Source organism: Gillisella vitis (genome assembly GCF_021559775.1).
GTDB classification, from domain to species: domain Bacteria; phylum Pseudomonadota; class Alphaproteobacteria; order Rhizobiales; family Rhizobiaceae; genus Allorhizobium; species Allorhizobium ampelinum.
Map to the genome: position 1 here is coordinate 318,539 of NZ_CP056050.1, position 24,558 is coordinate 343,096.

The 24,558-nt window shown below is 56.3% G+C and carries 23 protein-coding genes; 5 read left to right on the forward strand and 18 right to left on the reverse strand.

Going from position 1 to position 24,558, the window contains the following annotated elements; all coding sequences use genetic code 11:
• Window position 1 precedes the first annotated feature (1 nt).
• From AVCG78_RS25690 to AVCG78_RS25760, 15 genes are all read right to left on the reverse strand, one after another.
• Window positions 2-967, reverse strand: coding sequence for a 2-hydroxyacid dehydrogenase (locus tag AVCG78_RS25690; protein ID WP_071205450.1), 966 nt, complete (start codon window positions 965-967; stop codon window positions 2-4).
• 43 nt (window positions 968-1,010) lie between these two features.
• Window positions 1,011-2,597, reverse strand: coding sequence for a gamma-glutamyltransferase (gene ggt / locus AVCG78_RS25695; protein WP_081355458.1), 1,587 nt, complete (start codon window positions 2,595-2,597; stop codon window positions 1,011-1,013).
• A gap of 104 nt (window positions 2,598-2,701) precedes the next feature.
• Window positions 2,702-3,682, reverse strand: a complete 981-nt coding sequence (locus tag AVCG78_RS25700) for an ABC transporter ATP-binding protein (protein ID WP_071205487.1) — start codon at window positions 3,680-3,682, stop codon at window positions 2,702-2,704.
• A 5-nt stretch (window positions 3,683-3,687) separates the two neighbouring features.
• Window positions 3,688-5,529: a dipeptide/oligopeptide/nickel ABC transporter permease/ATP-binding protein gene (locus tag AVCG78_RS25705; RefSeq protein ID WP_071205451.1), complete on the reverse strand. Its 1,842-nt coding sequence runs from the start codon at window positions 5,527-5,529 to the stop codon at window positions 3,688-3,690.
• Window positions 5,530-5,572: 43 nt separating this feature from the next.
• On the reverse strand, window positions 5,573-6,505 hold the full coding sequence (locus AVCG78_RS25710) for an ABC transporter permease (protein ID WP_322267447.1): 933 nt from the start codon (window positions 6,503-6,505) through the stop codon (window positions 5,573-5,575).
• Window positions 6,506-6,651: 146 nt separating this feature from the next.
• Entirely contained in the window at window positions 6,652-8,178 is a 1,527-nt protein-coding gene (locus tag AVCG78_RS25715) for an ABC transporter substrate-binding protein (protein WP_071585030.1), read from the reverse strand.
• Between the two features lie 87 nt (window positions 8,179-8,265).
• A complete protein-coding gene (locus AVCG78_RS25720) occupies window positions 8,266-8,988 on the reverse strand; it encodes an amino acid ABC transporter ATP-binding protein (protein WP_071205453.1) in 723 nt (240 codons plus the stop codon).
• Window positions 8,985-9,638, reverse strand: a complete 654-nt coding sequence (locus AVCG78_RS25725; RefSeq protein WP_071205454.1) for an amino acid ABC transporter permease — start codon at window positions 9,636-9,638, stop codon at window positions 8,985-8,987. Before AVCG78_RS25725 ends, AVCG78_RS25720 begins: the two co-directional genes overlap by 4 nt.
• Window positions 9,639-9,648: 10 nt before the next feature.
• Window positions 9,649-10,311 carry an amino acid ABC transporter permease gene (locus AVCG78_RS25730; protein ID WP_071205455.1) on the reverse strand — a complete coding sequence of 221 codons (663 nt, stop codon included), beginning with the start codon at window positions 10,309-10,311 and terminating at the stop codon, window positions 9,649-9,651.
• Window positions 10,312-10,486: 175 nt separating this feature from the next.
• Window positions 10,487-11,308: a transporter substrate-binding domain-containing protein gene (locus tag AVCG78_RS25735; protein ID WP_071205456.1), complete on the reverse strand. Its 822-nt coding sequence runs from the start codon at window positions 11,306-11,308 to the stop codon at window positions 10,487-10,489.
• 77 nt (window positions 11,309-11,385) lie between these two features.
• Window positions 11,386-12,393: a trans-3-hydroxy-L-proline dehydratase gene (gene lhpH, locus AVCG78_RS25740; protein ID WP_071205457.1), complete on the reverse strand. Its 1,008-nt coding sequence runs from the start codon at window positions 12,391-12,393 to the stop codon at window positions 11,386-11,388.
• 192 nt (window positions 12,394-12,585) lie between these two features.
• Entirely contained in the window at window positions 12,586-13,974 is a 1,389-nt protein-coding gene (locus tag AVCG78_RS25745; RefSeq protein WP_071205458.1) for a M20 family metallopeptidase, read from the reverse strand.
• A 315-nt stretch (window positions 13,975-14,289) separates the two neighbouring features.
• The gene (locus AVCG78_RS25750) at window positions 14,290-15,105 is read right to left on the reverse strand and encodes a transporter substrate-binding domain-containing protein (RefSeq protein ID WP_202909991.1); all 816 of its coding nucleotides are present in this window, start codon (window positions 15,103-15,105) and stop codon (window positions 14,290-14,292) included.
• 153 nt (window positions 15,106-15,258) lie between these two features.
• Window positions 15,259-16,266: a trans-3-hydroxy-L-proline dehydratase gene (gene lhpH / locus AVCG78_RS25755; protein WP_071205460.1), complete on the reverse strand. Its 1,008-nt coding sequence runs from the start codon at window positions 16,264-16,266 to the stop codon at window positions 15,259-15,261.
• A gap of 281 nt (window positions 16,267-16,547) precedes the next feature.
• A complete protein-coding gene (locus tag AVCG78_RS25760) occupies window positions 16,548-17,213 on the reverse strand; it encodes a GntR family transcriptional regulator (protein WP_071205461.1) in 666 nt (221 codons plus the stop codon).
• Between the two features lie 290 nt (window positions 17,214-17,503).
• On the opposite strand from AVCG78_RS25760, the gene AVCG78_RS25765 reads away from it, so the two are divergent.
• The 5 genes from AVCG78_RS25765 to AVCG78_RS25785 all read left to right on the forward strand — a co-directional run bounded on the left by AVCG78_RS25765 (window position 17,504) and on the right by AVCG78_RS25785 (window position 22,483).
• Window positions 17,504-18,526 (forward strand): Ldh family oxidoreductase, encoded by a 1,023-nt coding sequence (locus tag AVCG78_RS25765; protein WP_071205462.1) that lies wholly within the window; start codon window positions 17,504-17,506, stop codon window positions 18,524-18,526.
• Between the two features lie 32 nt (window positions 18,527-18,558).
• Entirely contained in the window at window positions 18,559-18,996 is a 438-nt protein-coding gene (locus AVCG78_RS25770) for a GNAT family N-acetyltransferase (protein WP_071205488.1), read from the forward strand.
• Window positions 18,997-19,028: 32 nt separating this feature from the next.
• Entirely contained in the window at window positions 19,029-20,201 is a 1,173-nt protein-coding gene (gene solA, locus AVCG78_RS25775; RefSeq protein WP_071205463.1) for an N-methyl-L-tryptophan oxidase, read from the forward strand.
• A 150-nt stretch (window positions 20,202-20,351) separates the two neighbouring features.
• Window positions 20,352-21,512 carry an amidohydrolase gene (locus AVCG78_RS25780; RefSeq protein ID WP_087730428.1) on the forward strand — a complete coding sequence of 387 codons (1,161 nt, stop codon included), beginning with the start codon at window positions 20,352-20,354 and terminating at the stop codon, window positions 21,510-21,512.
• 149 nt (window positions 21,513-21,661) lie between these two features.
• Entirely contained in the window at window positions 21,662-22,483 is an 822-nt protein-coding gene (locus AVCG78_RS25785; protein ID WP_071205465.1) for a transporter substrate-binding domain-containing protein, read from the forward strand.
• Window positions 22,484-22,668: 185 nt separating this feature from the next.
• Here the strand turns inward: AVCG78_RS25785 and AVCG78_RS25790 are convergent, their stop codons facing one another.
• The 3 genes from AVCG78_RS25790 to AVCG78_RS25800 all read right to left on the reverse strand — a co-directional run bounded on the left by AVCG78_RS25790 (window position 22,669) and on the right by AVCG78_RS25800 (window position 24,523).
• A complete protein-coding gene (locus AVCG78_RS25790; protein ID WP_139191498.1) occupies window positions 22,669-23,064 on the reverse strand; it encodes a hypothetical protein in 396 nt (131 codons plus the stop codon).
• Entirely contained in the window at window positions 23,061-23,555 is a 495-nt protein-coding gene (locus AVCG78_RS25795; RefSeq protein ID WP_071205467.1) for a DUF1097 domain-containing protein, read from the reverse strand. The genes AVCG78_RS25790 and AVCG78_RS25795 overlap by 4 nt, the downstream gene beginning before the upstream one ends.
• Window positions 23,556-23,623: 68 nt before the next feature.
• Window positions 23,624-24,523: an SDR family oxidoreductase gene (locus AVCG78_RS25800; RefSeq protein ID WP_071205468.1), complete on the reverse strand. Its 900-nt coding sequence runs from the start codon at window positions 24,521-24,523 to the stop codon at window positions 23,624-23,626.
• Between the last annotated feature and the right edge of the window lie 35 nt (window positions 24,524-24,558).

The following is a 24,558-nucleotide window of genomic DNA, read 5'->3' on the forward strand; positions in this document are numbered from 1 at the left end:
GCTATGGAACAACATCTTGAGAAGCCACCTGCTCTCCGCGCGAGACGCGCGCGATATTGTTCATCATCTGTGAAACAGTTTTATCGAAGTTGTCTGAGGCATTGGCAGCGATGTGTGGCGTAAGAACGAGGTTATCCAATCCCAAGAGCGGACTATCTTTCGGGAGTGGCTCAATTTCGAAAACATCCATTGCAGCCGCCATGATCGTCCCACTGCGCAAAGCCCAGATAAGGTCATTTTCTACCACGACGCCGCCGCGGGCCACATTGATCAGAACAGCAGTGGACTTCATTTGCTGAAACGCGAGCCTGTCGATCAGTCCAACAGTTTGCGGTGTCAAAGGACAACAGAGGCACACTATGTCCGATCTGCTAAGCAGGTCCGGAAATTCTGCGAACTCGACCCCTAATGCAACTTCCTCTTTTTTGTCGAGTGGGGTTGTCTTGTTGTAGAGAATTTGGCAACCAAAGCCCTGAAGGAGCTTGGCGACGGTTTTACCTATCGCCCCAAAGCCAATGATGCCGACCGTCTTATTGGAAAGCATCATTGTCTGAGTAGGGAGAGAGCCTCCCTCCCAGTTTCCATTTTTTACGGCGGCACTCGAATGGCTAATGCAGCGGAGTGCTGACAGCATCAACCCAATCGCGAATTCCGCGACAGGTATTGCATTGCTTCCAGTGGTGCGCGCTACCTTGACACCAAGCTTCCGCGCCGCTTCGAGGTCTAAATTGTCGACGCCAACGCCCCATTTGTGCAGCAATTTCAGGTTTACCGCCGAACCAAGCACATCGGCCGACACCGATGCATTTACAGCGATTGCGTAATCTGCCTGGGAGATCAGCTGTTTCAGATCCTCTTCGCTGCTGCTAGGTGCGGAGTGTAGAACCATATTTGTCGGCATCAATTTACGGAGCAAGACTGCCCACTCATCAGGTATCTGGTCGAGCACGACGATAGTTTCAGGCATGAATTTTTCCTATGATAGAAATCGATTTGCCGGTGGAGCCGCCTCATGGAATAGAGAAGCGAACACCGTCGCGAGCCAACCCACCGCTAATCGCAACCGGCGTACCGTCCGCGCGCCAACATGCAGCCCCGGTCATGGTCCCGTTCTCGTGAAATTCGATGGCACTCATTCCGCCTGCTATGCAGTTTGCCCGGACAATTGTGTGTCCTCGATCAGCCAGTTCGTTTGCCGTCGCGTCGGAAATCATCGGCTCGATTTCCAATACGCCTCCTTCCGTCCACACTCTGGGCGCCTCCACCGCCTGCTGGATCGACATCTTGTGATCGATCAAGTTTACGAGGGCTTGCATTGCCGATGGGAAAATACGCAGCCCACCGGGGAGACCAAGCGTGTATTGTAGCCGGTTACCGCGATAGGCCATCATTGGCGCCATGGAGGTAAACACGCGTTTCCCAGGCTCGATCGAAAGTGCCGAACCGGGACATGGGTCGAAGTTGTACATGTAATTGTTGGCTATCATGCCTGTGCCCGGAATTTGCACGCACGCCCCGAACAAACCATTGATCGTTTGCGTCGTGGAAACGACATTGCCAAAGCTATCAGCCACGGACACATGCGTCGTATTGGCCGACTCCAGTTTTTGAAGCCCCGTCGACCATGTCTGGGCACGGGAAGGGTCAATCTTCTCTCTCCGCTCGGCCGCATAGCCTTTGTCGATCAATGTCTCCAACGGCACGTCGAAGAAGGCTGGATCCGCTGTGGCTACGGCACGGTCAGCAAATGCGATCTTGAGAGCCTCGGCCAGGAGATGCGTCGCGTCTGCCGAACCGAAACCCATACCTGCGATATCGAACCCCTCAAGAATATTGAGCATCTGGACGATGTGGACGCCCGACGACGATGGTGGTGGTGGTCCAACGATCTCGTAATCGCGATATTGTCCACGTACCGGGTCCCGGTTGACAACCCGATATGCCTCAAGGTCCTTTTGATCCACCAGGCCACCATTGCTGGCCATGTGGGATATAAACGCCCGGCCTAGGGGCCCACTATAGAAGGCGCGAGATCCCTCTGCCGCGATTGTCCGCAATGTTAGTGCGTAATCAGTTTGGCGCAAAATGGAGCCAGCTTCGATCGGTTCGCCATCAGGCATAAACAGTGCCGCAAGGCCCGGGTCCGCGGCAAGATCGTGACGGGTGCTCTTGATGCAGTCCGAGAGATAGGGCGTCACGGTGAACCCGCGCTCGGCGAGGCGGACTGCTGGTTCCAATACGTCCGACAAGGACAGAGAGCCGTACTTCTCCAGCGTTTCGCACCAGCCTGCCAGTGCTCCAGGTGTCGCCACGGCTTTGGGGCCAACGACATTTGCCCGATCGCTCAAAAGAGTAGAGCCTGACCCAAACATATCCGGTGTTGCTGAGAGCGAGGCGGTGCTCAACCCGTCGACTATGACATGATGTCCGGACGCCAGACGGATATGTGCGACACCGCCGCCTAAAATTCCGACCATCATCGGTTCAACAACCGTTAGAGCAAAGAGGCTCGCGATGGCTGCATCGATAGCGTTGCCGCCGCGGAGGAGCATCTGCGCGCCCGCAGCGCTGGCTTGAGGATGGTTGGTGACCACCATCCCACGCGAACCGTTGGCCGGAAGCTTTTCGCACGTGAACGGCTGCCCAAGATCGCCGGGATTGATGATACCCGTGGCCTCCTCGGCGATTATGTTCGAATGCATCAAACAATCTCCTCAGCGCGAATGCAGGCGACGCGCCGTCCATCATTTAGCGTCCGCAGGGCTGGAACCCCTTCGCTACAGAGGGGGATTGCATGATTGCAGCGCGTTCGAAACACACACCCCGACGGTGGGTTCGAGGGGCTCGGCGGGTCACCCTGAAGGAGCACCCGTTTGGTGCGCTGAGCGTGTTTGATTCGCGGTGTGGCCGAGATGAGCGCCTGCGTGTATGGATGAAGCGGTGCGGAAAAAATGGCCTCGACAGGTCCCTCCTCTACCACGCGGCCAAGATACATAACGATGACGCGATTGCACAGATGACGAACGATCGACAGGTCATGACTGATGAAGGCCATCGCGAGGCCGAGGTCGCTCCGAAGATCCGACATTAGCTGGACGATTTGGGCTTGAATGGAAACGTCCAGCGCGCTGACAGGTTCGTCCGCGACTATGAAGTCCGGCTCTGTTGAAAGCGCCCGCGCAATGCCGATCCGCTGCCTCTGCCCGCCGGAGAATTCGTGAGGGAAGCGTTCCGCATGCGCTGGGTCCAGGCCCACTTTCGACAAAAGCTCGCGGACGCGCTCGTCACGCTGCTTTGTTGGTAATAACCCATGAATGGCAATGCCGTCCTCAATCTGCGCACCAATCCGTCTTCTGGGATCCAGGCTACCAAAGGGATCTTGCAGGATGATTTGCATCCGTCGACGTAGTCGACGCATATCTGCACTACTTTGTAACTTCAGATCCTTCCCATCAAAGCGCACAGACCCCTCTGAAACGGGTGTTAAACCCAGCAAGAGCTTGCCCAATGTGCTCTTCCCCGACCCAGACTCTCCCACGATTCCGATCGTCTCGCCTCGTTCCACAGATAGATCGACGGACCGTACAGCCTGAAGGATCTTCCCACGCTGGAATCTTCCGCCTACCGCGTATGTCTTGGAGATCGCCCTGGCTTCAAGAAGCGGTTCATTGTCCGATGAAATGTGCGTCACTGTGCTGCCTCTCGCGCCAGATTAAGTTCATCCCAGCGGATGCAGCGCGCTGATCGCCCCGAGCGCACTTCCTTCAGTTCGATTGGGCTACCGCCGCAGACTGGTTTTGCATGGGGGCAGCGGGGTGCGAAGCGACACCCCTTCGGAAAGGCATGCGGCTGTGGCACCGTTCCCGGAATGCCCATGAGGGTTGCTCCCCCTTCCGGCGAAGCCGCGAGCAGCGCACTCGTGTAGGGATGGAGCGGATCGCGGAACACCGCATCGACAGGGCCCTCTTCGATCACCTGCCCGGCGTACATCACCGTGACCCTGTCGGCGATTTCCGCAACCACTGCTAAGCTGTGCGTGATGAAGATCAACGCGGTCCCGGATTTGCGTTTCAGGTCGCCAAGCAGATCTAGAATCTGGGCCTGAACAGTCACGTCGAGTGCCGTCGTTGGTTCATCGGCAATCAACAGTGCTGGCTGGTTCGCCAATGCCATCGCGATCATGACACGCTGCTTCATTCCACCCGACATTTCATGCGGGAAGTTCTCTACGCGCGCTTCCGGATCCGCAATGCCGACCTGACGGAAGAGCGACAGGGCCATGGCGCGAGCTTGGGTTCGTGACATCGAACTGTGGGCCAAGATCGCTTCGCTGACCTGATCGCCAGTGCGATGAACCGGGTTCAGGCTCGACATCGGATCCTGGAACACCATGGAGATTGGACCACCTCGAAGCTTTCGCAAGTCTGGCTCGGGCAGGCGAAGCAGGTCTTTATCATCGAACCAGGCGGCACCTTCGACTGGCATTGCCGCCGGTGGCAGGAGCCCCATCGCGGCCAATGCCGTCAGGGATTTCCCCGAGCCGCTCTCGCCGACAATTGCGAGCGTTTCACCCGCCTTGACCGCGATATTGACACCCTCGACAGGACGGATCTTGCCGCGAGGTGTGTCTATCTCAACCGTCAGATTCTCTATTCGGATTATATCTTGCCCGCCCGGATTGGATGTAAGCCCGGGCAACAAGCGATCAATCAGTCGGATGCGCTTACGGGTCGCTGACGTACGTGGATCGACGACGTCTCGAAGAGAATCACACAAAACGTTCATCGCGAGGATCGTTAGCGTTAAGGCCGAGCATGGCCACACAAGCAACATCGGTGCTTGCTCCATAGTCGCGCGTGCTCCGCGTATCATAAGACCCCATGAGGGTGATGGCGGCACGACGCCCAGACCTAGGAACGAGAGCCCACTTTCCAGAACCACCGCAGCTGCGACCGCGAGGGAAAGCTGTACCAGGACTGGTCCGGCGATGTTTGGAAGAAGGGTCCGGAGCAAGATACGCCCGGTCGGAGCCCCGAGAGCTCGCACGGCAAGCACATAGTCGTGGTTGCGTGCGGTCAGGGTCTCGGCATAGGCAACGCGGACGAACCCCGGAAGGTAGAGGATTGAGAGGACGAAGATCAGTGAGCCTGCGCCGGGACCAACGAGGGTGACAACCAGAAGCGCGAGCAAGACAGGTGGGAAACACAGGATCACATCCATGCTTCTAACCGCAAAAAACTCGCCGACACCTCGGAACCACCCGCCGAACAGCCCTAGAGCGGTCCCAAGACAGCATGCAATGATCGCAGATGCAAACGCGACACTCAAACTCGTGCGAGCGCCCCAGATCAACCTCGATAACACATCGCGGCCGAACTCGTCCCGGCCAAGCCAGGCACCGCTTCCAGCCGAGGACAATCTTTGGGCAACGTCTTGCTTTACAGGGTTTTCAAGACCTAGGAGAGGTGCTGAAAGCGCAAGCAGAATTATGGCGCCGACAACCGCGCCAGGGACAAGGAGACGCTTCATGCCGCACGCACCCTTGGATCGAGAACTGCGTACAAGATCTCCATTACAGGTTGATGAGCAGAAACAGGCATGAAATCGTGAGGACGATACCAACCACCATCGGATAGTCCCGGGATTCCACTGCTCGCAGGAGTGGGGTCGACATGCCCGGCCAGTTGAAGACATATTCAACCAGAACCGTTCCTCCGAGTAATGCACCCATTTGAAGCCCAAGGACGGTAACGACTGGGCTCAATGCATTTCGAAGTACGTGGTGCACAATCACGCGAGCTGGGGAGATTCCTTTCGCGCGGGCGGTACGTACAAAATCTCGCGACAGCTCGTCGAGCACAGACGCTCTCGTTATTCTGAAAACTATCGCAGCAAGTCCCTTGGCAATGGCGAACGCGGGCAGTGCCAACAACAAGAAGTGCTGCGACGCATTTTGTGAGATCGATGTGTATCCACCGGCAGGCAGCAGCCGCAAATTTTGCGCCAGAAGCAAGATCAGCAATGTACCCAGAACGAAAACCGGAACGGCCAGTAGTAGCGCCGCGGTCGCCGAAGCGATGCGATCGAACGCACCCCCTCTTTTGATTGCGGCATAAACACCGCTAGGTACCCCGATGATCATGGCCATCAACGTCCCCGCTGCGATCAGTTCCAGCGTGCGCGGAAGACGCAAAGCAATCTCGCTCATGACCGGATAGTCATCGACAAGAGAATTACCCAGATCACCCCGCAAAGCTCCGAGAAGGAAGGCCCCGTACTGCTCAAGAATCGAGCGGTCGAGCCCGAGTTTTGAGCGAAGCTCCGCGACCGCCGTCGGGTCTGCAACGCTACCATTGCTCGACAGCAGAACCTCGGCGGGATCTCCCGGCACCAGGTGAAGTGCGAGGAACACAATCGTCGCCACGATCCATGCCAGAAGCAATGTCGTGGCTATTCGCTGACAGAGCCACAGCATCGTGCGGCCGTTACGTTGGAGGGATTTCAAGATTTCTCCTTTGCCGAAACATGCGTCAGCTACCGGGTGCATCAGCATCGTCGGTCCGCGGGGCCGCTTGATGAGTACGGCGATCGATCAGACCGCCGTACTCATGCCACAACGCTTTATTGGCCGGGCGCACCCGGCGAAGGTTCTCAGGCGAAGTAGGTTTCTTCGAGCGTCGCGCCTGAGAAAATCGTCAGGGCTCCGGGAAGGTTTGAAAAGTCCTTCACGGACTTGAGCATACCGTATCCCTGTGAACGCCAGGCAAGGCCAACCATCGGAACCTCTTCGATTGCGGCGCGCTGCATTTCGCGATAGATCGCCACACGCTTGTCTTGATCGAACTCAGCTCGGCCGGCTGCGAGGCCAGCAATGGTCCGAGGTGCTTTAAGGCCGAACGATAGACCATGTGTTGGAGGTCTTGACGTGTCCAATACGGCGGTCAAGCCGTCTGGATCGTTGTTGTCGGCAGCATTGCCGTGAATGGCAATGTCGTATTGCCCGCTTCGGCCAAGACTGACGCGCGTAGGCCAATCGGGCAGCCGAAGTTCGCAATTGATGCCAATGGCTGCAAGGTGCTGCTGAACGACCTCGGCAGTATCTTTGTGCATACCGTACTGAGCCGTCGCTAGAAGCGTCGTCTGGAAACCATCCGGGAAGCCTGCTTCCGCCAGGAGCGCTTTGGCTCGCGTCGGATCGTATTTCCAGCCGTGTGCCAAGTCGGCATCATACCAGGGTGTGCCCTCGACAATCGGGATACCTTCGAGCTTCTTACCGCGCCCGAAGAAGACGGCCTTGACGATATCGTCACGATTGACTGCATGCGCGACGGCTCGGCGCACGCGGACATCATTGAAGGGCGCCTTCGTCGCGTTGAACACGATGTACATGAACGGACCCTCGACTGCGTCGAGCTTCGTGCTGGCGCTTTTCTCGACTGCTGCCATCGACTGCCATGGCACGTATTCAATGATGTCGATATCGCCCGACATAAGTGCCGCCTGACGCAGATTCTCGTCAGCGTAAACGACGAATTTGATGCTCTTGAGCTTTGGAAGCCCTGGCTTGTAGAACTTATCGAAAGCCTCAAGGTCCAACGATGTACCGCGTTCTTGTCCCACGAGGCGGAACGGTCCAGCGCCAATTGGCTCGTTCTCAGTCGACTTACGCCAGATAATGAAGACATCATAATTTGCGAACCACAGCGGTAGCGTCGCCTGCGGCTCCGTGGTGATCAGCCGTATTGTCTGCGGATCTACGATCTCGATCTTTGCGACGCGTTGAAATTGAGCGCGCATATATGCGGTGGATTTCTCAGCGGCGATCTGTTCGATAGACCACTTCACATCCTCGGCGGTTACCGGCTCGCCGTTATGAAACACGGCATCCTGCCTGAGGCTAAAAACCCAAGCACCTTCGGCGTCGATCGACCAAGCAGTTGCCAGTTCTCCACGTAGGTTACCTTTGCTGTCGAAAGCTACGAGACTGCGGTGGATCAATGATTTTACGGTACCCGCTGATGTACCGGTTCCCACCCAAGGCTGCAAGTTTGGCGGAAAGGCAGACAGGCCAAACCGAAGTGTACCATTTGGCGCCTGCGCCCTTCCCGGTACCGACATGAACTGTATGGCTGCACCGGCAAGGCCGGCCTTGAGCAGCGTGCGTCGAGTTGTCTTCATCTTCCGTTACCCCTGTTTTTTATGTGAATACGTGCTCTCGTTCGCCTTCTTTGCGGGCGTGTAAGATGTCAGTTGGGAAAAATCCGATCAAAGGACCGATCGGAGGAAGTCAGCTGTTTCAGAACGCTGCGGGCTGTCGAAGATCTGCTCGGGCGTGCCCAGTTCGTGAATGAGCCCTTCGCGGAAGAATGCCACACGATCCGAGACCTCCCGTGCGAACCGCATTTCATGGGTGACCACGATCATTGTCATGCCTTCCTGCGAGAGCATGCGTAGGGTATCCAAAACCTCGCCGACCAGTTGCGGATCGAGCGCCGATGTGACTTCATCGAACAGCATGTAATCGGGCGACATGGCCAACGCGCGGGCAATCGCCATGCGCTGCTGCTGACCTCCAGACAGACGCGACGGAAAAGCTTTCAGCTTTTCACCAAGTCCGACGTGCTTAAGCTGCTCTACCGCAATCGCCTCGGCTTCGGCCTTCGATTTACCCAGAACCTTTCTGGGCGCCAGCATCACGTTTTCCAGCACGGTCAGATGCGGAAACGCGTTCCATTGTTGGAAGACGATGCCTATGCGTTGGCGAAGCTGATTGAGGTTCGTCGCCTTAGCATGGACGTCGACGTTATCGACGGTGATGCGGCCATCCTGGATCGGCTCAAGCCCGTTGATGCACATCAGCATCGTCGACTTTCCCGAACCGGAGCCACCGATCATCGACAGCACTTCGCCCTTGTTGACGGTGAGGCTGACACCTTTGAGGACATGGAGCGTGCTGAAATGCTTATGGACGTTTTCGATTTCAATCATTGGATCTGCCACCTTTTTTCAAGTCGGGCGCCGAGCCTCGCAATGGGGAAGCTCATCAGGAAATAAATCAGACCTGTGATGGTCAGGATCAGAAGCGGCTCCTGGACGCGGGTCGTGACGATCTGGGAACTGCGAAGGAGTTCAATGATGCCGATCCACAGAACCAACGACGTGTCCTTCATCACGCCAAGCGCCAGGCCGATCCAGCTTGGAAACACAATCCTGGTTGCCATCGGCAAGGTGATCGACATGACCTCCTGGCCCCAGGTCAGGCCAAGCGACCGGGCCGCCCGGCGCGTCGTCGTCGGCACGGCCGAAACACCGCTTCGGACGATTTCCGTGCAGAAGGCGGCTGCGTAGATGCCTAGGCAGATACAGGCAACAGCGTAACTGGGCCAATGCAGCCGAAACATACTGTTGAACGAGTTGAACAGCACCAGCTGGATCAGCAGCGGAACCGAGCGAAAGATATCGAGAACCCCACCAATTGGTGCGCTGATCCACCAAGGCGCGCCGGTGCGGATCAGGCCAAACAGCACCCCAAGCACCGTGCCGATGGCAACAGAGGCGGCGGTGATTGCGATCGTCACCAAAGCACCTTGCAAGAGATAGACGATATCGCTCCAGGACAATGAGGCGTCAAAAAACATCGGGTACTCCTCAGTAGCGAAACAGACGCCAGGCGAGCAGCCGCGCGCCGACGGTGAATGTCTTGGAGATCAGGTAGTAGAGAACGGCCGCGACCATGAAGAACTCGAAGGTCCGGTAGGTCAGGACGTTTTGCTCCTGCGTCACACCTGTCAGATCGCTGGTCAGACCGACGATCGTGCCAAGCGACGTCATCAATATCGACCACACCATCTGGTTCGTCATGGCATGGAATACCGCGCGCAACATCTGTGGCAATACGATGTGCCACATCGTTTGCGCGGCTCCCAATCCAAGCGAGCGCGCGGCCCGGATCTGCGTTTCGGGCACAGCCGAAAAGCCGCCGCGAAACGTTTCAGCGAGGTATCCGGCATTGTTGAAGGTGATCCCAACAACCAAAGCGGTGTAGGAATCTACCCGAATACCCAGCGATCCCAAGCCGAAATAGATCATGTAGATCTGGAAGAGCGCCGGGGTGTTTCGGGCAGTTTCGATCCAGACGGCGGCAAGGCCGGTAAACGTCCTGTTTCCGGATCGTTTGGCGAGCGCCAGTACAACGGCCAGAGCCGTGCCGATCACCATTGCAAGGATCGCAATCTCAAGGGTAACCAGTGCTCCCCAGAGCATTTCTGGTAGCGCCCGAAAAACCGGTCGCCACTGGAAGGTGTAAGACATTGATTGCCCCTTTATGCGATGGGATTGGGGATAGGCTGAGCCTGGTCGCGTCCTGCCCGGATCCCAGATTGGGGGACACCGCTCTTGAGAATCCGGGAAGGCTTTGCGATCGGCAAACCGCGACGAGCGCTCTGCGTCATAAGCGACGTAAAAAGCGAGCACCCGTCGACCGTAGTTAGCGGTAGGCTTTTGCGACAGTCAGGTCCGGAGCGGGACCGCCTTCCGTGCCAACCCACTTTGCGTAGAGTTCGGCGTAGCGACCGGAACGGACCTGTCGGTTCAGGAACAGGTTGACGTAGTTGAGAAGCCCCTGTTCCTGGCGCTGCACAAGGATGGCGCAATAGTCAGCATCAACCGGCGCATCGCCGACGATCTTCAAGCCTGGGTATTTGCCGGACTGAATGAGATGCGTTGCGATGGTCGATGTCGTGTAGGTCGCATCGATCTGTTTCTGGCCCAGCGCCAGGAAAGCGTCGGACTGGGACTGGAAGGTCAAGAGCTTGGTCGCCGGGTCATTGAACGATTTGACAGTGTCTCCGAGAGCAAGTGTCTCGTAGGCACCTGCCGGTCCGCCAACCGTATGGCCCTTCATGTCGGCCGCGCTCTTGATGCCGGAATCTTCACGCGCCAGGATGACAGTCGTGAAGACGAAATACGGGATGGAGAAGCCGATGGTCTTTGCACGCTCGAGGGTGTCGGAAGCGACCGCGATGCCGATATCAGCGCGGCCGGACAAAACTGCAGGAATACGATCCGGATCGGGTGTATCGACAATTTCCGCTTCAACGCCGAGAGCCTTGGCAAGATCGTTGCAGTAGTCAACGTCAAAGCCGATCGGCTTGTTGTCCTTGTCGCGTGCGCCGTTCGGCGGGAAGTCCAGCTCGACAGCACAACGAAGCTTGCCCGCAGAGATGATGTCGTCGAGCTGATCGGCGTGGGCGAATGTGGTCGCCGACGCCATCAGAGCGGTTGCCAAGACTATTGATGTAAAACGCATTCTAGTTCCCTTCTTTTGTTTGTATGGCATATCGTATACGTGACGGTATGTGACTTATCCGCCGAGAAAATCGCCTGTTACTGAACGAGAAAACCGTAGGTCAGCGGGTCTTGCTCATCGATCACCCAATTCGCAAACCCGCAAATGTAGGCCTTCCCGCTGACTTCAGGAATGACGGCGTCAAAATCGCCGACCTTTGTTTCGCTGAGCACTCGTCCCTTGAACACGGTCCCGATGATCGACTCGTTCACCAGCGTTTCCGAGGCTGAAAGTTCGCCTCGAAGATAGAGTTGTGCAATGCGGCCGGCGGTACCGGAACCCGTGGGCGATCGATCGACTGCACGATCCGCGTAGACACAGCAATTCGCCTGGGTGGAGCCTTCGTGGCGCGGATCGCCATAGATCATGACACCATAGACGTCATTGAACTCGGGAATTTCAGGGTGAACCACGGGCATCTTGGCATTCACGGCCGTTTTGATCTCGTAGCCGAACTGCTGGATCTTCTGCACATCTTTCTCGCGAATGGCGATATCGTAAGGGCGCCCATCGACGTAGAAATAGGTCGCACCGCCATAGGCGATGTCGCCGGTCACCTTGCCGAAGCTCGGGGTTTCGACGGTGACGTCGCGCATGAAGATGAAGGACGGAACATTCACGAAGCGAACGTTCCCTGCACGCTTCCCGTCCCACTCGACGAACGCCTCGATGAATCCGCATGGCGCATCGATGCCCACACGCGTTTCGGGGGACTTGCGCTCGACCCATCCCAGTTCGAGGGCTGCGGTTGCGAGCGCAATGACGCCATGACCGCAATGAGGGCTGTAGCCCATGTTGTTGAGGAAGATCACCCCGAAATCAGCATCCGCGCTGACCGGCTCGGTGAGAAGGCCTCCATAAAGGTCCTTATGGCCGCGAGGCTCCAGCATGACGGCGCGTCGGTACTGGTCCGCGTTCTCTTCCAACCAGGCCCGACGCTCGACAATGGTTGCACCCGGGATCTTCGGCAGGCCCTGGGTGACGAGACGGAATGTCTCACCGCAGGTGTGGAGCTCGACGGTTGACAGTGATCTTTCAAATTGCATGCGGATGTCTCCAGCGTATTGCACCACGCAGACGTCAGCGGCTCCAGCCGCCCGTTTGCTATATTTGGATATCGTATACGATAAACGACTATCGTCAACCGTGTTGAATAGAAAAATGGTGAATTCCGCGCCGCGTCTAATTTTTGGGCGAATCAGGCATGGATTGCTTATGCGACCCACAATGTCGCTAGACTATTGGCTTACGTCTCCGCCACAGGGAGCCTCACCAAGATCCCAGTACAATCCTGCCATAATGGCTAACCCTTCCCTTGCAATGCTTAGCGGCAGGTGCTCGTTCGGAGCATGCTGCGAACATCCGGGATAGGAGTGCGGCACCCAGATTGTGGGCAGGCCCAAAATGTCCGCAAATATGTCATTCGGCAACGATCCCCCAAGGTTCGGGAGCAGCGCAGGTCTAATACCCGTGGTGCTCTCCACGGAGGTGGCAGCCCATTTGGCCCACGGATGAAGGGGGTCGAGGCGGGTGGCATTAAAGATGTCACGCGCCAAGAAGACCTCGACCATGCCAAGACCTGCGGTATCGAGATGACGGCGCACCGCTGGTATTACGTTTTTTGGATCGACTCCCACCACGAAACGAAGCTGTAATCGCGCCCAAGCATTGGGTGGAATGGCATCCATGGGGGAACTTGGCTCGCCAGTTTCATATGCCAGCACCTCAAGCGAACACCACCCGAAGACACGCTCGGCGGGGGTTAAACCGGGCTCGCCCCAAAAAGGATCGACGGCTGGGCCGTCGGCGCCGCCATCGATTTCACAATCCGCAAGTGCCGCGCGAACCTGTGCCGGGATCGCAGATGGCAGCAATTCCGGCACCCGGATTTGCCCCCTGGGTCCAACCAGGATCGAAATCGCGTGTGCAAGCTGAATCCCAGGGTTTGAGAGTGCCCCGCCCCAATTGCCAGCGTGGTGCCCGCTAGCCCGAGCATTGATGCTGAGGTGAAACGTAACTTCGCCCCGGGATCCGAGGAACACGGTTGGACGACCGGCGTTCAAGCGTGGCCCATCGGAAGCAACAAAAAGGTCGGCAGCCAACCTTTCTCGGTGCTCTACGCACAACTCCCGAAGGCCAGGAGAACACTGCTCTTCGCCCATTTCTATCAGGTATTTGGCATTGAACCCCAACTTTCCCCGCGTTTCTAGGACAGATCTAAGTGCCGCAATGTTGATCGAATGTTGCCCTTTGTTGTCGGCAGTGCCACGTCCGTACCACTTGCCTTCAATCTCCACCATTTCCCATGGCGATCGACCTGCCGCCCAACCCTCGTCAAGGCCCATGACCACGTCCCCATGCCCGTAGCCCAAGACGGTAGGCAAACCGTCTGCCTCAAATCTTTCTGCAAGCAAAAACGGCATGTTCTCGCAAACGAGAATCTCGGTCGAGAAACCAAGCGCTCCAAATGCAGGCGCCATCTCGTCTTCAAGATAGGCGAGCAATGTCTTTGCCTTCCGGCTACCTTGGCTTTCCGTTGGCATCGCGACACGACGCGCCAGATCAGCACCAAATTCTCCAATGTCGAAAAAGCTTGTCGCGCGGTTAATCGCGGCTTCACGGCTCATGCGAGAACTCCCTACATTCCGATTTCGGAAAAAATCCTAACAACCGGGGCGTCTCTTTCCGACCGCCACGGTGATTGCGAGAACATCTCTGGAAATGTTCGGAGGGCTCAGCACCGAATGCACGAGAGATACCCCTACAATCCGTGCGAAGACTTTCTTGGGTTAAGAAGGTCAGCGTGTATCGTTAGACTCCGATGACGCGCTTTTGGTTGGAGTCCTAGATACAGTTCGGCACTGTATCTAGGATGCTTGCACTCTTCTCGGCGACTGAATCCGAGCGGGCTTCCGGAGGAACATTTGTCCGACTGGAAAGCCTTATCGGTAGGTTCCCACGACAGTCAGATCGGGGGCCGGGCCGCCCTCGGTGCCAATCCACTTTTTGTAAAGTTCAGCATACCGACCAGAACGAACCTGACGATTCAAAAACAAATTGACGTAGTTAAGCATGCCCTGCTCCATGCGAGGCACCAATATCGCGCAGTAGTCGGGATCCACTGGTGCATTGCCAATGATTTTTAGGCCTGGATATTTACCCGACTGGATGACTGAAGTCGCGATTGTTGATGTCGTATAGGTCGCGTCGATCTGTTTTTGGCCTAGAGCCAGAAACGTGTCCGCTTGAGATTGAAAGGTCAAAAGTTTTGTCTTTTCGTCATTGAAGGTTTTTACCGTATCGCCAAGAGCCAGGGTTTCATAAGCACCGGCGGGTCCGCCGACCGTGTGACCTTTGATGTCATCGATTTTGTTGATTCCAGAATCTTCGCGGACGAGTACAACCGTCGTGAATACGAAGTATGGGATCGAGAAACCAATTGTCTTGGCGCGCGCAAGCGTGTCGGATGCGACCGCGACGCCAATATCGGCACGCCCCGACAGGATCGCCGGTATGCGATCTGGGCCTGGGGTGTCTACAATTTCGGGCTGAACTCCCAACGCCTTTGCCAGATCATTGCAGTAATCTACGTCGAAACCGACCGGCTTGTTGTCTTTGTCTCTCGCGCCGTTAGGCGGAAAGTCAAGTTCAACAGCGCAGCGTAATTTGCCGGCCGATATGACATCGTCCAACTGATCTGCCGAAGCGGTCATCGCTCCAGTCATCAGGAGCATTGTGGCGATTATTGTCGTTTTGATATGCACTTCGTTCCCCTTTTCTCTTTGTTGAGGCAAGACGAGATATGGAAATTTCCTATCTCGGATATCGTATACGTTTAAAGCGAGCGCACCAAATCCGGAGTTTCCGATCATTAGGCCAATGCGCCGAAGGCACTCGTTGGACAAGAGCGACTATTGGACAAGAAAGCCGTATGTCAGGGCGTCACTCTCATCGATAATCCAATTTGCAAAGCCACAAATGTGGGCGCTCCCAGCGACCTCAGGAATGACCGCGTCATACCCGCAGACCTTCGTTTCGGCCAGCACACGCCCATTGAAGATAGTGCCAATGATCGATTCATTGACGAGCACCTCAGACTCCGACAACTGCTTTCGAAGATAAAGCTGGGCGACACGTCCGGCTGTCCCAGAGCCTGTTGGCGATCTATCTATTGCCCGATCAGCGTACACACAGCAGTTTGCCTGCGTAGATCCTTCGTAACGTGGAGCCCCGCCAACTATTACGCCGTGAACCTTGTTAAATTCAGGAATCTCGGGGTGAATGACGGACATTTTCTCATTAACGGCACGTTTGATTTCATAGCCGAGCTGCTGAATCTTTTGAACATCCTCCTCACGAATAGAAATGCCGAAGGGGCGGCCGTCGACATAAAAATAGGTCGCGCCGCCATACGCGATATCACCCGTGACATTGCCAAACGTCGGCGTTAAAACAGTGACGTCACGCTCAAAGATGAACGACGGTACGTTCACAAAGCGGACGCTCCCAGTCCGCTCTCCGTCCCACTCAACAAAAGCTTCGATGAATCCACATGGAGCATCGATCCCAACCCGCGTTTCAGGGAGCTTTCGTTCTACCCATCCCAATTCTACAGCCGCGGTTGAGAGTGCGATAATGCCGTGACCGCAATGCGCAGCATATCCTGTATTGTTCAGAAAGATGATCCCGAGATCGGCGTCGGCACTTACAGGTTCAGTTAGATAACCGCCATACTGGTCTTTGTGACCACGCGGCTCGAGCATAAGAGCGCGTCTGTAGTGATCTGCATTCTCCTCCAACCAGGCACACCGCTGGTTGATCGTGTCACCAGGTATCTTGGGCAGCCCTTGTGTCACAAGCCGAAAGGTCTCGCCGCACGTGTGCAACTCGACGGTGCGGAATGATCGTTCGTACTGCATGACGCAACCCCATCACTTTACCGCTGGCCGCCCACGTCGCACCATCAGATGACGAAGCCTCTTGGGCTGTCTCCCTCTGGTAGCATTTAGAACGGGGGCCCAATGAGCCTAAAAAGGATTATGTTAAGAACTGCTTATCTTCAGATATCGTATACGATAGACGTGTGCCGTCAATCGCTATTGTGCAAATTAGCCTGCCACGGGAAACTTCTGCGAGTTTCCCAACGATCAGGCGTCAAAAAAGCCCCAGCGGGATCGTATCCAGCTCGAACCGTTCTGTATCATTTCCGTATATGCATCAGCAGAGATTCACACGCCTTTGAAATGTGCTGCTGCAACAGTTCGGCGGCTTTGTCGGCATCTCCCTTCCGACATGCTGCGAGGATCTGGCGATGTTCGCGGTCATCCAATCCGGTCCCTCCAGAAAGAGTTAGCTGTATCCTGAGATACCGCTCGATCCGGTCGTTGACGGAGCGAATTAGATTCAAAAGGAATGATCGGTCCGCATCCTCATAAAGACATGAATGGAACTGCCAATTGAGCTCCGCCCATCTCGCGACATTGGTTTCCTGTGCGAAGGCGTTGCAATATTCTTCCGCCCTGTCAAAGGTTCTAGCTGTCATGCGGGGCACCGACAGCTTTATGGCATTCGACTCCAGCATCGCTCGGACCTCGAATATCTGAGCAATCTCCGGTTCCGAAACGCTTTTTACGACCGCGCCGCGGTTGCGTTGAAATTCAACAAGGCCTTCAGCTTCGAGCCGCTTCAATGCTTCTCGCACAGGTATCTTGCTGACATCGAAGAGCTTCGCGACGTCGTCCTGACGAATAGGCTCTCCCTCATCGAATTCCCCTGTGACAATCGCTTCGCGAATGTGATTGGCAATAATGTTCGACGCCGTCGGAGCTGAACCGAGCGATGGAAGGTCAATGGGATTGAGGGGCAACGAAATCTCCTCCAGTTTGGGGTATCAAGACGTCGTGATCGAATAACGTATTCGATATGAGCTCGCAATGTATGAAAAAGGGCGGGTTGGTCGGAAGCCTGCTGGTCATCATCTGACCAAATCTTGAAACTATGAGCTTGACACGAACAATCTTCGTATACGATATGCTATTTAGTAGGCAGCCGGCTGAATGTCCAGCGTTTGGGGCAAATCGGTTGCATTTCCTCTTCTAAGGCGAGACCGCAGTTTGCAGTCGGGTCTGAGATTCCTCCTAATGGCTGACTCGATCGATGACACTTGAAAAACTTGAAGTTCATGTCGAATACAACACATTGAGGACGCTGCTTCGACAGATCTTCCTTAAGCATGGGACATCGGAGTTCGCCGCTGACATCCTTTCAGAGAACTGCGCTGGCTGTGAGCGTGATGGTGCCATCAGCCACGGCATTTTCCGTATTCCGGGCTATCTCGCATCGCTAGACACCGGCTGGGTCGATGGAAAGGCCGAGCCTGACATTAACGTCAGTAGCTCCTCGTTCATCCGCATCGATGCTCGCAACGGATTTGCCCAACCGGCCCTCGCCGTCGCCTCAGATGCAATAGATACGGCCGTCAAGGAAACTGGCGTCGCGGTCGTTGCGACCCGCAATTCTCATCATTTCAGCGCGCTGTGGCCAGATGTCGAGCCGTTCGCACGAAAAGGACTGATGGCGATCACATTCGTCAACGGTCTGGCGAATGTCGTTCCCTACGGTGGTCGCGCCCCGGTTTACGGTACCAACCCGATTGCATTTGCAACACCGGTTGCTGCCGCGGATCCGCTGGTGGTCGATCAAGCCACCAGCGTCATGGCCAATGGCGAAGTCAGGCTTCACGCCCTGGCAAACAGAACATTGCCTGCCGGGACGGGGATCGACAGCGCCGGCAACCCATCAAACGACCCCCACGCGGTTCTGGCCGGTGGCGCACTTAACACGTTCGGTGGCTATAAGGGGTCATCCATTGCAATGATGGTCGAGTTGATGGCGGGCGCACTGACCGGTGGTCAATTGTCGTTCGAGAATGATTTCGGCGATTGCATCGGAGCGCAGACGCCGAAGGCTGGACAACTTTTGATCGTCATCGACCCGGAGCGCGGGGGCAACAATGGTTTTGCCGGCCGCGTTTCGACGCTCTGTGATCGCCTCATCGAGGCGGGACAGGAGAGATTGCCGGGCGCTCGGCGCTACGAGAACCGTCGCCAGTCCTCTCTTTTTGGCATCCCTATCGTGCAGGAGAAGCTCCTCGAACTGGAAACCCTTGCCGGCTGTTGAGCCGTTCATTCCAATTACCCAACGAGGCAGCCATGACCGATATCAAGCCCGACAAAAACCGCCTGCAGCTGCATCGCTCCTTGAGCGAAAGACAGGTCGATCAGCTGGTGGCGTTGTTTCAGGAAGAATGGTGGACCAAGGGGCGTACAAAGGCCGACGTCATCAGGGCGCTCACTTCCGGTGGGCCGATCTTCGCCTTTATCGATCCTGATGGAGACGAGCTCGTCGCGTTTGCTCGTGCAATCACGGACGGCGTCTACAAGGCGATGATCTTCGACATCATCGTCAAGAGCATCTGGCGCAACTCCGGATTGGGTGGATGGCTGATGGAGACGGTGATGAATGATCCCGCACTGATAAACGTCAAGCATCGGGAACTGTATTGCCTAGCGGAGATGGTACCTTTCTACGAGAAGTGGGGTTTCACCGATCATCTGCCGGGTCTCCATTTCATGCGCAGAACCATCTGAAGCCACCAGGTCTGGCAGGAAGACAGGGCGAGATGGACACCCATTCGACGGATTTTGCGGTAGTCGGCTTGGGCGCGGTCGGCGCAGCCACGCTCTACCAGCTCGCCAAACGAGGCGCGAAGGTCATTGGTATCGATCGATACAGCCAGCCGCATAACTACGGATCAAGCCACGGCCACGCCCGCGTTACTCGCACGGCGGTTGGAGAAGGATCCTGCTACGTGCCGCTTGTCAGGCGTTCGCAAGAAATTATCGGAGAGCTGGAGCGGAACTTCAATGCTCACCTGATGGGACGGACGGGCACGCTGATCATCGGGTCAGAACGGCCGGCTCATGGAGACGATTTCGTCAAGGCAACTGTCGATATTGCTGTGGAGCACGGCATCCATCATACCGTGCTCTCATCCACCGAGCTTGAGCGCCAATACCCACAGCTGATCGGATTGACCGAAAACGACTACGGCTATTTCGAGCCCGATGCAGGCTTCCTTCGACCAGAGCCAATAATTTCGCTCCAGCTGGACGCTGCTCGAAGATCAGGGGCAGCAGTCGTTACGAACAGCACGGTCGAGCATATCTCACAAGAGGATGGTTGCGTCACGATCAGCTGCGGCAGTATCCGAATCAAAGCGAAACATGCGGTCATTTCTGCCGGCCGATGGGCAGCCCAGCTCCTTGGTGCTCCCTTCGATGACCTCCTCGCCGTCAGCAAACAACGAACGTATTCGTTCAAGCCGCTATCCACGGCGCGGTACGATCTAAAACTGCTTCCTGCCTTGATGTGGTTTCGCTCTGCCGTGGGGGATCAGTGCATTACTGCATTTCCGCAGGGCGCCGAAGATCACGAAGTCAATTTCTTTGTCGAGGGGCAGGACCTGGATGTGGGCCCTTCCGAGGCGGCCAAGCATTTCTACCAACACCATATCAGGCCGTTCTTCGGCGGCATCTCCTCGCAGATGGTCGGTTCCGGTCACTGCTACTACACGAACACCTCAGATGGCGGCTTCATTATTGATCGCCACCCCCACTACGATCAGTTGCTCGTGCTTTCGGCCTGTTCGGGCCATGGGTTCAAGCATTCTCTCGCCGTGGGTGAGCTGGCCGCGGAATTGCTCGTGGATGGAAAGCCATCCACGGATCTCGCACCGTTTTCCCTCCAGCGCTTCAAGGCCCCTCCAGCTGGAGTCGTTCCACATCATCCGTAAGAAAGGAAAATCAATGCTGATTTCTAGCATAAGTTTTGTAACGCCTCCTCCGTCAAGGCCGGTGACTTCAGCGTCCGCGAATATCGCCAAAACATCTCTCCTGCCCGAAGGCGGTTCGCGCGAAGGTGAAGATCTCACGGAGGCATACTGATGGTCGACTTGTCCACATTGCTGAGCGAAATGACAGAGTGGAGGCGCGATCTCCACCAGCATCCGGAATTTGGCTTTGAAGAGCGACGCACAGCAGGCTTCGTGGCCGCCAAGTTACGCGAATTTGGATTTGATGATGTGGTCGAAGGCGTCGGTGGCACCGGCGTTGTCGGCACTTTGAAACGAGGCATGGGCAATCGCTCGATTGCCCTGCGGGCCGATATGGATGCGCTTCGTATCCAAGAAGAAGGCACAGCGGTCTACAGCTCGACGAATCCAGGGCTCATGCACGCCTGTGGCCACGACGGACACACCTCAATGCTTCTCGGCGCCGCCAAGCTCTTGGCCGACGAGAGCGGTTTTGATGGCACGGTCCGGTTCATTTTCCAACCGGCCGAAGAGCTGGCGCACGGCGCGACTGCCATGCTCGCCGACGGCTTGATGGAGCGGTTTCCCTTTGAGGAGATCTATGGGCTCCATAATGCACCAGGCTATCCGGTCGGAGAAATTCGGACGAGGGGCGGCGCCGTTATGTCAGCAGAAGACCTGTTCGAGATCACGCTGCGCGGAGTTGGAGGGCACGCCTCCCAGCCTCATACTACCAACGAAACGCTGGTCGCTGCCTGTGCGCTCGTCACAAATCTTCAGACAATCGTTTCTCGCCGCATCGATCCTACTGACGTGTCGGTGGTGTCGGTGACCGAGCTGACCACTGACGGTATTTGTAACGCACTTCCGGGACTGTCTCGAATCCTCGGAGACGCACGCAGTTTCAAGCCGGAAGTCAGCGCCAACATTGAGAAGCAGATGCGTATCATCGCTCAAGGTATCGCTCTCGCCTACAATGTTTCGGTGGACGTCGGGTACACGCACCGATGCCTGCCGACAATCAACGATGAGACGCTTGCAGCGGAGACGTTAGCAGCAGCGGGAGATGCGTTGGGCAAAGATGTGGTTACCGCGAGTGCACCCTTTCCGGGTTCGGAAGATTTCGCGCAATTTCTTCAGCACGTTCCGGGTTGTTACGCATTCATCGGCAATGGAGAAGGCTCCGCGCCTCTGCACAACTCCACCTATGATTTTAATGATGCCGCTCTTTTGCGCGGAGCGGAGTTTTTCGCCGCAGTCAGCAGGCGGCGCCTACCAGTCGCGTCAGCGTAAAACGGTGCCTATCCAGACGCTTGAATAAGCAATCAGCCAAGGAGAAAATTAGACATCCCTCGCCTATCCGACAGGTTTCCGGCAATCTCGCCTTGCGAATTGTCGTATACGATATCTGATACGTTCACATAATAAAGAGAGGAACCGACATGCCCATCAGATCCATATTCTTAATAGGTGTCCTTTTCGCTTCGAGCGCAACAGCCGTTCACGCGGACCAACTTGATGACATCATATCTTCCGGCAAACTGCGGTGCGCGATCATGCTGGACTATCCCCCTATGGGAGCGCGCGACAAGGGCAACAACCCGATCGGCTTTGATGTCGACTACTGCAACGACATGGCCAAAGCGCTTGGCGTCGAGGCCGAAATCGTCGACACACCAAGCCCCGATCGGGTGCCAGCAGTCCTATCCGGGCGGGCCGACATCGCCGTTGCCATTACGTCCGACACGCTCGAACGGGCAAAGACGGTTGGATTCTCGATCCCCTACTTCGTGTTCAAGACAATCGTGCTTGCGCGGGAAGATTCCGGCATCAAAAAGTCAGCCGATATCAAAGGTCACACTGTAGGCGGGGCGACCGGCGGCTACGCGACGATTGCGCTGCAAGCAACAGTCAAAGCGTTCAACGATCCGAACACGAAGATGCTGACCTTCCAGTCTCAAGCAGACACGCTCCTGGCATTGGGCCAGAAGCAGATCGATGCCACCTATACGACAGCGACGATAGCAACCGATATCATAAAATCGGGCCGGTACCCGGGCCTGAAAATCGTCGGAGATGCGCCGGTCGATGCTGACTATTGCGCTATCCTCGTGAAGCGGGAAGAGCAGGGTTTATTGAATTACGTGAACCTGTTCCTGAACCGACAGGTCCGTTCCGGGCGTTATGCAGAGCTATATAAGAAGTGGGTTGGGGAGGAAGGTGGTCCCGCTCCAGACCTTACTGTAGCGGGCGTCTATCGATAGTGATTCAGACTATCCCGGATGAAGGCTTGTGTTTTCGTCCGGGATAGTCGCAACAGGCCAGCGACAATAAGCGGAGCGAAGTGCGGGCAAGTCCACGAACGTCATTGCGAACCAAGCTGTGTCTCCGCCTCCCTCGCACGGCCCCGTGGTTTCGAAAAATGCCCGATCGATGCGATCTCATACCGTCATAGCCTTGCCAGAAATCGGAAATGGCGCAGCTGAGACTGAGACATTGCTGGGGCCATTGACCTCATCCGACCCAAAAAGGTCCCAAATGCGATTGCTGCCGGCAACAAAAACACAATCGACAAAATCGAGAACTCTTCGGCGAGCGAGTAACCTGCGTGGAAGACACCAATCGATAGATGGACGACGGAAATAACCAGCCAAAGTCCGAGGAATACGGCGAGCCCCAATCCCGTCGAGAACTTTTCGACCCATAGATGGGACAGAATATTTATCGCGGTCCAGATGAGCAGGCCTGCGACGATGATCTTGACCGTGTGCATTTTTGTTGGCCCCTTGGCTTTCCAGCAGCATTTGTAAATCATCAGCGATGATCGACACATATTTTGCGTCACGACACTTTCCGCTGAAGGCGATGCGCCAACCAGGCTGCGAACGATCCGAGACCACTGACCGACAACAATTCGGAAACTGCGAGAAGGCCGGGCTCCACGTGAGCCGCAAAGAAGGTGATGAGCCCAAGGAAATACGCGGGGATGTTGTTGAGAGGCGCCGCCACGCGAAGCGAAACGACGATCATGGCAACCACGAATACGACCGCGCCGAATGCGAATGGACCGATCAGGGGCAAAAGGGCACCAACGCCGAGAACTGCACCGACGCCCATAACGATACCAGCTGCCAGGCACAGGTAGCTGTAGGCCGCTTCCTTTGCTGAATGGCCGCGAGTGAAGAAAGCCACCCACCCCATGAACATCGCCCAAACCGGCCATCCAAGACTGGCGGAGGATGTGGCTGCCAAGGCAGCCGTGGTGGCAGCGATCACCGTTATTACGTTGAATTTCGCGAACCGTGCCTGAGCAAGGCTTTTTGTGTTGATGGTCATGTTTATCTCCGTTCTCATTCGTTTCGGTGGGTGGCCGGCTTCGCTAAAACCGGCCTGGGAGGCGGGTGCTAGAGAAGTGCAGGCTTCAGCAGATCCTGCAGGCCGATGTTGCGGAACATCTCCGCTCTGACGCGGTCGGCCACGCCATTGACGATCTCCGCACCATCCTGCGACGGATCTACGTGGACGCGGAACGGGCGCTTGCCAAAAGGCATGCCGATCACATCGACGATGGCAACAGCTACCGATCCAGCATCTGCATCGACCGGCTCCAGTGCGGCCAGCCCCTGCAATGCCTGCTCTGGCACGCCCTTGTAAGGCCCGTCATTGTATTCGGCGGCACGGGCAGTGTCGGCCGGGGATCCAGAATGGGCGAAATGATTGGTGCCCTGGGTGAAGGCACCAGGGACGATGATGGACGTTTCGATACCCCAGCGCGTCAGCTCGGCGGCGTAAGAGACAGCAAGGGAATCCATAGCGGCCTTGGCAGCAAAATACGGCGAGAGGTATGGGGGAGTGCCGCCGCGGGTGCTGGAAGACGATACCCAGACCACAAGGCCTTTGCCCTGCTTGCGAAGGTACGGGAGCGCCGCACGGTTGACGCGCTGAGTAGAGAGCACGTTGATGTCGTAAAGCTCAGCGAACTGCTCCGGGGTGAAGGCCTCGGCGGGGCCGAACGACATGTGCCCGGCATTGTGCATGATAACGTCAAGCCTGCCAGCTTCAGTGATGATCGTTTCGATACCGGCTTGTACAGAGGCGTCGGAAGCAACATCGAGTTCCACGGATCGCAGGTCTACACCGTGCTCTTCGGCGAAAGATGCTGCTTCAACGACAGCCTTGGCGTTCCGCGTCGTGGTTGCACGCATTCCAGCATAAACGGTATGGCCGGCATGGGCCAGTGCCCGTGCAGTGAGAGCGCCAAAACCGCTGGAGGCGCCTGTGATGACGATGACTTGCTTGCTCATGGGATCGATCCTTCAGATGTAGGCTGTGAGGTGGA

Excerpts from the sequence above, each read along its gene's own strand:
- AVCG78_RS25725 (WP_071205454.1), bottom strand. The coding sequence starts at position 9,638 with ATGTTTTTTGACGCCTCATTGTCCTGGAGCGATATCGTCTATCTCTTG.
- AVCG78_RS25730 (WP_071205455.1), bottom strand. The coding sequence starts at position 10,311 with ATGTCTTACACCTTCCAGTGGCGACCGGTTTTTCGGGCGCTACCAGAA.
- AVCG78_RS25735 (WP_071205456.1), bottom strand. The coding sequence starts at position 11,308 with ATGCGTTTTACATCAATAGTCTTGGCAACCGCTCTGATGGCGTCGGCG.
- AVCG78_RS25745 (WP_071205458.1), bottom strand. The coding sequence starts at position 13,974 with ATGAGCCGTGAAGCCGCGATTAACCGCGCGACAAGCTTTTTCGACATT.
- lhpH (WP_071205460.1), bottom strand. The coding sequence starts at position 16,266 with ATGCAGTACGAACGATCATTCCGCACCGTCGAGTTGCACACGTGCGGC.
- AVCG78_RS25705 (WP_071205451.1), bottom strand. The coding sequence starts at position 5,529 with ATGAAGCGTCTCCTTGTCCCTGGCGCGGTTGTCGGCGCCATAATTCTG.
- AVCG78_RS25780 (WP_087730428.1), top strand. The coding sequence starts at position 20,352 with ATGGTCGACTTGTCCACATTGCTGAGCGAAATGACAGAGTGGAGGCGC.
- AVCG78_RS25770 (WP_071205488.1), top strand. The coding sequence starts at position 18,559 with ATGACCGATATCAAGCCCGACAAAAACCGCCTGCAGCTGCATCGCTCC.
- AVCG78_RS25795 (WP_071205467.1), bottom strand. The coding sequence starts at position 23,555 with ATGACCATCAACACAAAAAGCCTTGCTCAGGCACGGTTCGCGAAATTC.
- solA (WP_071205463.1), top strand. The coding sequence starts at position 19,029 with ATGGACACCCATTCGACGGATTTTGCGGTAGTCGGCTTGGGCGCGGTC.
- ggt (WP_081355458.1), bottom strand. The coding sequence starts at position 2,597 with ATGGTGGTCACCAACCATCCTCAAGCCAGCGCTGCGGGCGCGCAGATG.
- AVCG78_RS25765 (WP_071205462.1), top strand. The coding sequence starts at position 17,504 with ATGACACTTGAAAAACTTGAAGTTCATGTCGAATACAACACATTGAGG.
- AVCG78_RS25690 (WP_071205450.1), bottom strand. The coding sequence starts at position 967 with ATGCCTGAAACTATCGTCGTGCTCGACCAGATACCTGATGAGTGGGCA.
- AVCG78_RS25800 (WP_071205468.1), bottom strand. The coding sequence starts at position 24,523 with ATGAGCAAGCAAGTCATCGTCATCACAGGCGCCTCCAGCGGTTTTGGC.
- AVCG78_RS25785 (WP_071205465.1), top strand. The coding sequence starts at position 21,662 with ATGCCCATCAGATCCATATTCTTAATAGGTGTCCTTTTCGCTTCGAGC.
- AVCG78_RS25720 (WP_071205453.1), bottom strand. The coding sequence starts at position 8,988 with ATGATTGAAATCGAAAACGTCCATAAGCATTTCAGCACGCTCCATGTC.
- lhpH (WP_071205457.1), bottom strand. The coding sequence starts at position 12,393 with ATGCAATTTGAAAGATCACTGTCAACCGTCGAGCTCCACACCTGCGGT.
- AVCG78_RS25715 (WP_071585030.1), bottom strand. The coding sequence starts at position 8,178 with ATGAAGACAACTCGACGCACGCTGCTCAAGGCCGGCCTTGCCGGTGCA.